This is a genomic window from Sphingomonas bacterium, assembly GCF_903644135.1.
Lineage (GTDB): Bacteria > Pseudomonadota > Alphaproteobacteria > Sphingomonadales > Sphingomonadaceae > Sphingomonas.
The window spans coordinates 1-8598 of the sequence record NZ_CAHJXA010000099.1; the positions used below are offsets into that span (position 1 = coordinate 1).

Sequence of the window (8598 nt, forward strand, 5' to 3'; positions counted from 1 at the left end):
CCGACCGCCTTGTCGAGGTCGGCGTCGGGGAAGATGATCGTCGGCGACTTGCCGCCCAGTTCCACCGTCACCTTCTTCATCGTCGCCGCGCCCTCGGCGATGATCCGCTTGCCGGTCTCGGTGGAGCCGGTGAAGCTGATCTTGGCGATGCCGGGATGCGCGACCATCGCCGCGCCGGTGCTGCCGTCGCCGGTGACGATGTTGAGCACGCCGTCGGGCAGCCCCGCCCCCTGAAACAGCTCGGCGAGGCGCAACGGCACCAGCGGGGCCTGCTCGGCCGGCTTGAGCACGACCGTGTTGCCGCAGGCGAGCGCCGGCGCGATCTTCCACGCCGAGGCGAGGATCGGGCCGTTCCAGGGAATGATCGCGCCGACCACGCCCAGCGGCTCGCGTTTGGTATAGGTCAGGCCGGGGCCATTCGCCGGGAAGGTACTGCCCAGGATCTTGGTCGTCCAGCCGGCATAGTAGCGGAACACGTCCGCCATCGCGACCGTCATCCCCTGCGAGAAGGGATAGAGCAGGCCCATATCGTAGGATTGCAGCGTCGCCAGCTCTTCGGCGTTCTGCTCCAGCACGTCGCCCAGCCGGTAGAGAAGCCTCGCTCGCTCATGCGGCGGCATCTTCGCCCAGGACGTTGCCTCGAACGCCTTGGTTGCCGCCTGTACGGCGCGATCGACGTCCGCGGCATCGCCCTGCGCCACGGCTGAGAGGAACTTGCCATTCGAGGGGTCGATCACGTCGAACGTCTCGCCCGATGCGGCTGAGGTCCACTGGCCGCCGATCAGCATGGTCTTCGGACTGCCGACGATGAAGGCGCGGGCGGCGGCGTTGCGCTGGCTTTCGTCGGCGCCGATCGGTTGGTGAAGCATGTCGGACTCCTGGAAAACCTCGCCGATGAACCGACGATGGCGGACACAAGTGCCCGCCATCGCTCATCCATGACTAGAACCGTGCGACGACGGTCTTGAGCTGGGTGTTGGCCTCGATCGACTCCGGCCCCAATTCGCGGCCGATGCCCGACATCTTGTAGCCGCCATACGGCACCATCACGTCGAGCTCGTAGATCGTGTTGATCCACACCGTGCCGGCCTCCAGCGCCCGAGCGACCGTATGGGCGCGCGAGATGTCCTTGGTCCACACCGCCGCCGCCAAGCCGAACTCGGTGTCGTTGGCGCGGAACACCGCGTCGTTCTCGTCCTTGAACGGGATCAGCGCCGCCACCGGCCCGAAGATCTCCTCGCGGACGATCCGCATCTGGTCGGTCACGTCCTCGAACACGGTCGGCTGGACGAAATAGCCCGATCCCGCGTGCGCCTGCCCGCCGGTGCGCAGCGTTGCGCCCTCGTCTTGGCCTACCTTGATATAGTCCGAAACCCGGTCGAACTGCTTCTGCGAGATGATCGGGCCGACATCGGTGCCGGGATCGAGCGGGTTGCCGGTCTTCATGCCCTGCGCCGCCTGGGCGATCGCCGCGGCGACCTCGCCATAGACGTCCTCATGGACGAATATCCGCGTGCCTGCGACGCAGATCTGGCCGGCACCGGCGGCGAAGCCCATCAGTGCCGCCGGGATCGCCTTGGACAGGTCGGCGTCGGGGAAGATGATGTTGGGCGACTTGCCACCCAACTCCAGCGTCACCTTCTTGAGGTTGCCGGTCGAGGCGGCGAGGATGCCCTTGCCGACGCCGGTCGAGCCGGTGAAGTTGATCTTGTTGACGCCCGGGTGCTTGGCCAGCGCGTCGCCCGCGCCAGCACCAAGGCCCGGCACGATGTTGAGCACGCCCGGTGGCAGGTCGGCCTCCTCGATCAGCTCGGCGAGGCGCAGCGGCAGCAGCGGTGCCTGCTCGGCGGGCTTGAGCACGACCGTGTTGCCGCAGGCTAGCGCCGGCGCGACCTTCCAGGCGAAGGCGAAAGCCGGGCTGTTCCACGGGATGATCGCACCAACCACGCCGAGCGGCTCGCGCAGCGTATAGGTCAGCGATGACCCGTCCGACGGATAGGTGCTGCCCATCACCTTGGTCGCGGCACCGGCGAAGTAGCGGAACACGTCGGGCATCGTCGCGATCAGCCCGCGCGACTGCGCCAGCACCATGCCGATGTCGATCGCCTGGATGACCGCGAGCTCGTCGGCGTTGCGCTCGATGATGTCGGCGATGGTCAGCAGGTAGCGCGAGCGCTGGTGCGGGCTGATCCGCGCCCAGCTAGGATCGCGAAACGCCTTGCGCGCCGCCGCCACGGCCAGGTCGATGTCGGCGGCGTCGCCCGTTGCCACCGCGACCATCACGTCGGCGGTCGAGGGATCGATAACGTCGAAGGTCTCGCCGGACTTGGCGGCTGTCCACTTGCCGTCGATATAGAGCTGCTTGGGGCCGGCCTTCACATAGGCCAGCGCCGCCGGGTTGATCGTCGGCGCGCTTGCTGCGGTCGTGCCCGCCTTCTCTGGGTCGTCTCTGCTCATCGATCGTCTCCTGATAGGTACGATGGCAGATGGGACGGGCAAAGCCGCTGATTAGCCCTGGAAAGGCGCATGTGCCTGTGACACGACGTCAGCAATCACGGGAGTATGCCGGTGCCGCCGATCGACCTGTCCGGCCTTGCCGCATTTGCCGAAGTGGCGCGGTTGAAGAGCTTCACCCATGCCGCCGCGCAGCTCCACGTCTCGCCGTCGGCGCTCAGTCACGCGATCCGGCGGCTGGAGGAGAAGCTGGGCGTCAAGCTGGTCAGTCGCACCACGCGCAGCGTCGCCGCCACCGAAGCCGGCCGCCGCCTGCTCGACAGCCTTGACCCGGCGCTGGCGGACATCGCCGCGGGGATCGAGAACCTCAACGTCTATCGCGAGCGCCCCGCCGGCCGCGTCCGCCTCAGCGCCCCCCGCATCCCCGCCACGACGCTGATTGCGCCCAGGCTGGCGGCGTTGCGGCGCGACTATCCCGACATCCTGGTCGAGCTGTCGGTCGAGGGCGGGCTGATCGACATCGTCGCGGGCGGCTTCGACGCCGGCGTCCGTACCGGCGAGTTGATCGCCCGTGACATGATCTCGGTGCGGATCGGGCCCGACGAACGCATGGCGGTGGTCGGCGCGCCGGCCTACCTTGCCGATCACCGCGCGCCGACCTCGCCCGACGCGCTGTCGGAGCATCACTGCATCGGCTATCGCTACATCACCTCCGGCGACATCCACCGCTGGCCGTTCGAGCGCGACGGCCGCGCGGTGAGCGTCGCGATTGATCCCGTGTTCCTGACCAACGACGCCGAGCTGATGATCGACGCAGCGCTGGGCGGCGTGGGCCTGAGCTATGCGATCAGGAGCCAGGTCGAGCATCACCTGGCATCGGGCCGGCTGGTCGCGGTGCTGGAGGACTGGTGCCCGGTGCGGGCGGGCACCTACCTCTATTATCCCAGCCGGCGGCAGACCACCCCGGCCTTCGCCGCCGTGATCGACGCCTTGCGATATCGGCAATGACCATGCGCTCTGATCAAACGACCACGAACAGCGACAGCCCGAGATGGTCGAGCAGGCCCTGTCAGGCCGAGGCGAGTGGCGTCGCGCTCCAATAACGGAGTTGCGGTGGGCCGGAGGTCATCGCCGACAGCGTGTCCAGGTCGCCCTGCTCACCACGATACGCCATATACGCCTGGTGATGCTGGATCGTCTCCCACTCCTGAACAAGGATGAACTCGTCCTGGGCGGTCTCGCTCTTCAGAAGGCGGATGTTGATGAAGCCGGCATGGCGGCTGGTGTCGGCGAACATGCCGCCAAGCGTCTCGACGAATGCCTCGACGCATTCCGGCTTGATGACCGAAACGACCGTGCAAAGAACCGACATCGTACACTCCTCTATCCAAATCTTTGTAGCGGGCGCTACGTAGCATTGGATTGTAGCTGATGCTACATGAATCTGGATGACTGTCCGTAGCGACCGCCGCGAAGCTGCCATCGAGCGCATGGCCGATCACGTCCTGAACGAGGGGCTGAGCGCGGCGACCCTGCGGCCGCTCGCGGTTGCCGCAGGTACGAGCGACCGGATGCTGCTCTATTACTTCGCCGACAAGGACGAATTGCTGGCTGCGACCCTGGAACGGGTCGCCGCGCGCATGATCGCCGCGCTCGACGACGTGATCCCCCCCGCCCCTCCGCAATCCTTCGCGGCCCTGCTGGACCAGGCCTGGACCGCCCTGGCTTCGGACAAGCTGCGGCCGTTCATGCCCTTGTGGCTCGACCTGGCGGCCGGCGCGGCAAGAGGGCTGCAGCCGCATCGCGACATCGTCGGCAGGATCGCGGACGGCTTCCTGTCTTGGGTGACAATCCGTCTGTTGCCTGAAGAGGACGGCCGGCCCTCTACAGGGCCGCTATTCATGGCGGTCATCGAAGGATCATACCTTCTCAGCGCGCTTGGACGCAGCTCGATCGGCGATGCCGCGATCGGTCTGGCCACGACGGCCTAGCGGCGGTCAGGTCGCTGTCTCATCGCGAAGGCCTTGGTGCAGGTCGACGGCTGGCACGAGAAACGCCGCGAGCATCGTCGCGACCGCGATCAGCAGCACGCCCCAGAACGTCACATGCAGCGACTGGCCGAGCGCCAGGCGGGCATCGCCATCACCGACCGCCTGAGCGCCACGGTCGAGCAGGTGCCGCACCTGTTCGGCTGAGACGGCACCACCGCGTGCGAGGCTGAGGTTCAACGCCGCGCCGAGCATGGTCGCGCCCAACGTGCTCCCCAGGTTGCGAGCGAACATGTTGGCAGCGGTGGCCGATCCGCGCTCCGCCCAGCCGACGCTGTCCTGGATGATGACGATGGCGGCGGTGCTGAGGAAGCCCATGCCGAACCCCAGCATCAGCGACCCCGCCCCGGCCAGCCATGGCGATCCGCCCGGTGCCAGCGCCACGAACGCCAGCGCGCCGATCGGCAACAGGACGCTGCCGAACACCAGCGTCGGCCGCAACCCGAAGCGAGCGAAGTTGCGCGCCGCCAGCGTCGCCCCGATCGGCCAGCCCAGCACCGTCGCGGTTAGCGTGAAGCCGGCCACCAGCGCCGAATAGCCCAGCACCACCTGCACATACATCGGCAGGAAGGTCGTCAGGCCGATGATCGTCATCCCGCTTAGCAGCGTGGCGGCGTTGGTGGTCGCGATCGGTCGCCGTGCCCACAGGGCGAACGCCACCATCGGATCGCGCGCCCGCCGCTCCTGCCAGACGAACAGCGCGCCGCCGACGAGGCAGACGACCGCGCTCACCAACGCCACCGAACCTGCCCTGCTCGCCTCGGTCAACGCCAGCATCAGCGCGGCGATGGCGACCGTGAACAGCAGCGCGCCAAGGACATCGACGCTGCGTTTCTCGCGCGAGGCGCTCTCGCGCAGGAAGAGGTGGAAACCGGCGGCGGCGGCGATCCCCACGGGCACGTTGATCCAGAAGATCCACGCCCAGCTGACATGCGAGATGATCAGTCCGCCGGCCAGCGGCCCGACCACCGACGACACACCCCATACGCTGGCGAGATAGCCCTGCACGCGCCCGCGCTCGTGCGCGGCGTAGAGGTCGCCGACGACGGTCATCGATACCGGCTGGATCGCGCCGGCCCCAATGCCTTGCAGCAACCGGAACGCGATAAGCGACGGCATCGACCAGGCGAAACCGCACAGCACCGACCCGGCCAGGAAGATCGCGATTCCCGCCAGCAGGATGGACTTGCGCCCGTAAAGGTCCGCCAGCTTGCCGAACACCACCGTGGTCGCGGTCTGCGCGAGCAGGAAGGAGGAGAACACCCAGGCGTACAGGTCGAGATTGCCGAGATGGCCGACGATCTGCGGCATCGCGGTGGATACGATCGTCGCCTCGATCGCGATCATGAACGACGCGGCCATGACGGAGGCGAGCACGAGCGGGCGGCTGGGAGGCAGGGCAAGGACCATCCGTGGGCACTAGGCGGGGCGACATCCATCTCAAACCGAAAAGGCTGGAACATGGTCGGACCGACCGGGATGCCGCTGCCGGTACGTTCCACGGCTTTCCAGGGCGGGACATTCGCATCCGCCTTGCAGTCGGGCCGTAAGCATCGGACGATCGCCGGATGCTGGTGATCCCGACCGCGCCCTGGGCGCATAGCCTGTTCGATATCCTTGCCTGGGCGTCGTCTGCCCTCACCGGCGCGACGTTGCACCGATGGCGGCTGAAGGATGCCGCCGAGCGGTTGGCGCGTTCCACCGGTCCCGGCTATTTCGCCGCGCTGGCCGTCGGGGCGCTGGTCGGTGCCTGGGCGATGGGCTCGACCAACTCGTTGCGCATGGTCGCACCCGTGCTGTCGCACAGCGTCGCCGGCGCGCTTGCCGGTGCGATCGTCGCGGTCGAGGTCTACAAGCGAGCGATCGGCCTGACGGGATCGACGGGCACGCCGTTCGTCGGGCCGCTCGCGATCGGCATCGTCGTCGGCCGCTGGGGCTGCCTGTTCGCGGGCCTGCCGGACCAGACCTATGGCGTGCCGACCTCCTTGCCCTGGGCGGTCGATCTTGGCGACGGGATCGGGCGTCACCCGGTGCAGGTGTACGAGTCGCTTGCGATGCTGGTGTTCCTGCTGGTCTATGTCACGGCGCTTCGTCGGCGGCGGAGCTGGGCGTTTCGCCGCAGCTTCTACGTGCTGTCGGGCTGGTACGGCGCGCAGCGTTTCGCCTGGGAGTTCCTCAAGCCCTATCCAAGGCTGATCGGGCCGCTAAACATCTTTCACCTGCTATGCCTGGGGCTGGTCGTTTATGGATGCGTCTTTTATCGAGCCGACCTCCGCCGCGAGCGCGCCGCCGCGCGGAGTCGCACCCTATCTGTTCTTCGGCGAGACGACGAGCCTGTGTGAGACGTGCCTCACGCCGGTGCCCGCCAAGATCATCGTCGAGGGCGACCTTGTCTTCTATCGCAAGCGATGCCGCGTTCACGGCGTCACCAAGACGCTGATCTCCGACGATGTCGCCTATTGGCGCGCCGCCAAGGACTGGCTGAAGCCTGGCGACCGGCCGCTCACGGTCCACTCCCGGACGGAGCATGGCTGTCCATTCGACTGCGGCCTGTGCGCCGACCATGAGCAGCATAGCTGTCTGGCGCTCATCGAGATCAATGAGGCCTGCAACCTGAGCTGTCCGGTCTGCTTCGCCGGCTCCTCCGTCCACCATCTCGGCCATCGCCCGCTGGCGGAGGTGGAGGCGATGCTCGACGTGATCGTCGCCGCCGAGGGCGAGCCCGACCTTGTCCAGATCTCGGGCGGCGAACCAACCATCCACCCACAGTTCTTCGAGATACTGGAAGCCGCCCGCGCTCGCCCGATCCGCCATGTGATGATCAACACCAATGGGCTCCGCATCGCGCAGGAGCCGGAGTTCGTCGCCCGCCTCGCCACGTTCCGCCCGCGCTTCGAAGTCTATCTCCAGTTCGACGCGCTCGACGACGATGCGCTGATGGCGCTGCGCGGTGCCCGCCTTTCCTCCATCCGCCGCCGCGCGCTGGAGGCGCTGGAAGCGGCCGGCATCTCGACGACATTGGTGGTGACAGTGAAGAAGGGCGTCAACGATCGCCAGATCCCCGACATCGTGCGGCACGCGCTGGAGTGGCGTTGCGTGCGTGGCGTCACCTTCCAGCCGGTCCAGGACGCCGGCCGCAACGACGGCTTCGACGCCAAGCAGCACCGCATCACCCTCACCGAGATCCGCCGCCGCATCGCCGAGGCGGGCGTGTTCGCGCTCGACGACCTGATCCCATTGCCCTGCAACCCCGACCAGATCTGCATCGGCTATGGCCTGCGCAACGGGCGCGACGTGGCACCGGTGACGGCGATGCTGCCGCGCGAGCTGTTCGTCGCCGCCGCGCCGAACACCGTCAGCTTCGAGGCCTATCCCGAGCTGAAGGAGCGCATCTTCCAGCTCCTCTCGCTCTCCACCGCGCAGGCGGATACGTCGGAGAAGCTCGCCAGCCTGCTCTGCTGCCTGCCGGAGGCGGCGGTGCCGCAGGACATCGGCTACGAGCAGACGTTCCGAGTGGTCATCTCGCAATTCCTGGACCGCTTCAACTTCGACCTGGGAACGGTAAAGCGCAGCTGCGTCCACTTCGTCCAGCCGGACGGGGCGATCATCCCGTTCGACACCTTCAACCTCTTCTACCGGCCAGGCGCGGCGGGGGAAGCGGTGCTCGCCGAGGCGCGGCGGGATGGTGCGCGGGCGGGAAGCCTCTTGTGACGCGGTTCTTTGGCGGCCTGCTCGTGGCGATCGGCGTGCTGCTGGCGGGCACGACCGGCCTGTGCACGGGCGCGGTGATCCTGTTCTCGCTGCCCAGCTTCGTCAGCGAGCCAAGCGCGATGCTGTCGGCATCGCCGTTGCTGCTGATCGGTATCGTCCCGTGCGGGCTCGGTGTCCTTATCGCCAGGGCGGGGTTTCGGATGATGCGCTCACCCGACGAATGACGCAGGTACGTGCGGGTTGGTGGCTCGCGCAGCTATGACGTTTGGAGGTGCTGCGACACCGCGCCTGGCAGGTACATCACAGATCGGTCGCTAGATACAGATCGGTCGGGACGGCATCCGGCACCGCTATCGGCGGGGTCGGCCGCGACGCTGCCGCCGCG

At 67.4% G+C, this 8598-nt stretch carries 9 protein-coding genes; 5 read left to right on the forward strand and 4 right to left on the reverse strand.

Annotated features, from left to right (window positions below; all coding sequences use genetic code 11):
* Together HUU96_RS07000 and HUU96_RS07005 are read right to left on the reverse strand one after the other, a co-directional pair.
* The coding region (locus tag HUU96_RS07000) for an aldehyde dehydrogenase family protein (RefSeq protein WP_174292120.1) at positions 1–869 on the reverse strand (869 nt) is incomplete at its 3' end.
* A gap of 73 nt (positions 870–942) precedes the next feature.
* Complete coding sequence (locus HUU96_RS07005) at positions 943–2457, reverse strand: aldehyde dehydrogenase family protein (protein ID WP_174292121.1); 1515 nt, start codon at positions 2455–2457, stop codon at positions 943–945.
* A 105-nt stretch (positions 2458–2562) separates the two neighbouring features.
* On the opposite strand from HUU96_RS07005, the gene HUU96_RS07010 reads away from it, so the two are divergent.
* On the forward strand, positions 2563–3462 hold the full coding sequence (locus HUU96_RS07010; RefSeq protein WP_174292122.1) for a LysR family transcriptional regulator: 900 nt from the start codon (positions 2563–2565) through the stop codon (positions 3460–3462).
* 61 nt (positions 3463–3523) lie between these two features.
* On the opposite strand, the gene HUU96_RS07015 is transcribed toward HUU96_RS07010, so the two are convergent.
* A complete protein-coding gene (locus HUU96_RS07015; protein ID WP_174292123.1) occupies positions 3524–3826 on the reverse strand; it encodes a putative quinol monooxygenase in 303 nt (100 codons plus the stop codon).
* 118 nt (positions 3827–3944) lie between these two features.
* On the opposite strand from HUU96_RS07015, the gene HUU96_RS07020 reads away from it, so the two are divergent.
* Complete coding sequence (locus HUU96_RS07020) at positions 3945–4445, forward strand: TetR/AcrR family transcriptional regulator (protein ID WP_174292124.1); 501 nt, start codon at positions 3945–3947, stop codon at positions 4443–4445.
* Positions 4446–4451: 6 nt separating this feature from the next.
* On the opposite strand, the gene HUU96_RS07025 is transcribed toward HUU96_RS07020, so the two are convergent.
* Positions 4452–5912 carry an MDR family MFS transporter gene (locus HUU96_RS07025; RefSeq protein ID WP_174292125.1) on the reverse strand — a complete coding sequence of 487 codons (1461 nt, stop codon included), beginning with the start codon at positions 5910–5912 and terminating at the stop codon, positions 4452–4454.
* Positions 5913–6070: 158 nt separating this feature from the next.
* Here HUU96_RS07025 and HUU96_RS07030 point away from each other — a divergent pair, with 158 nt between their 5' ends.
* The 3 genes from HUU96_RS07030 to HUU96_RS07040 are packed head-to-tail and all read left to right on the forward strand — an operon-like array spanning position 6071 to position 8437.
* Positions 6071–6844, forward strand: coding sequence for a prolipoprotein diacylglyceryl transferase family protein (locus tag HUU96_RS07030; RefSeq protein ID WP_174292126.1), 774 nt, complete (start codon positions 6071–6073; stop codon positions 6842–6844).
* On the forward strand, positions 6747–8213 hold the full coding sequence (locus tag HUU96_RS07035) for a radical SAM protein (protein WP_174292127.1): 1467 nt from the start codon (positions 6747–6749) through the stop codon (positions 8211–8213). Before HUU96_RS07030 ends, HUU96_RS07035 begins: the two co-directional genes overlap by 98 nt.
* Positions 8210–8437: a hypothetical protein gene (locus tag HUU96_RS07040; protein ID WP_174292128.1), complete on the forward strand. Its 228-nt coding sequence runs from the start codon at positions 8210–8212 to the stop codon at positions 8435–8437. Before HUU96_RS07035 ends, HUU96_RS07040 begins: the two co-directional genes overlap by 4 nt.
* Positions 8438–8598: the final 161 nt, after the last annotated feature.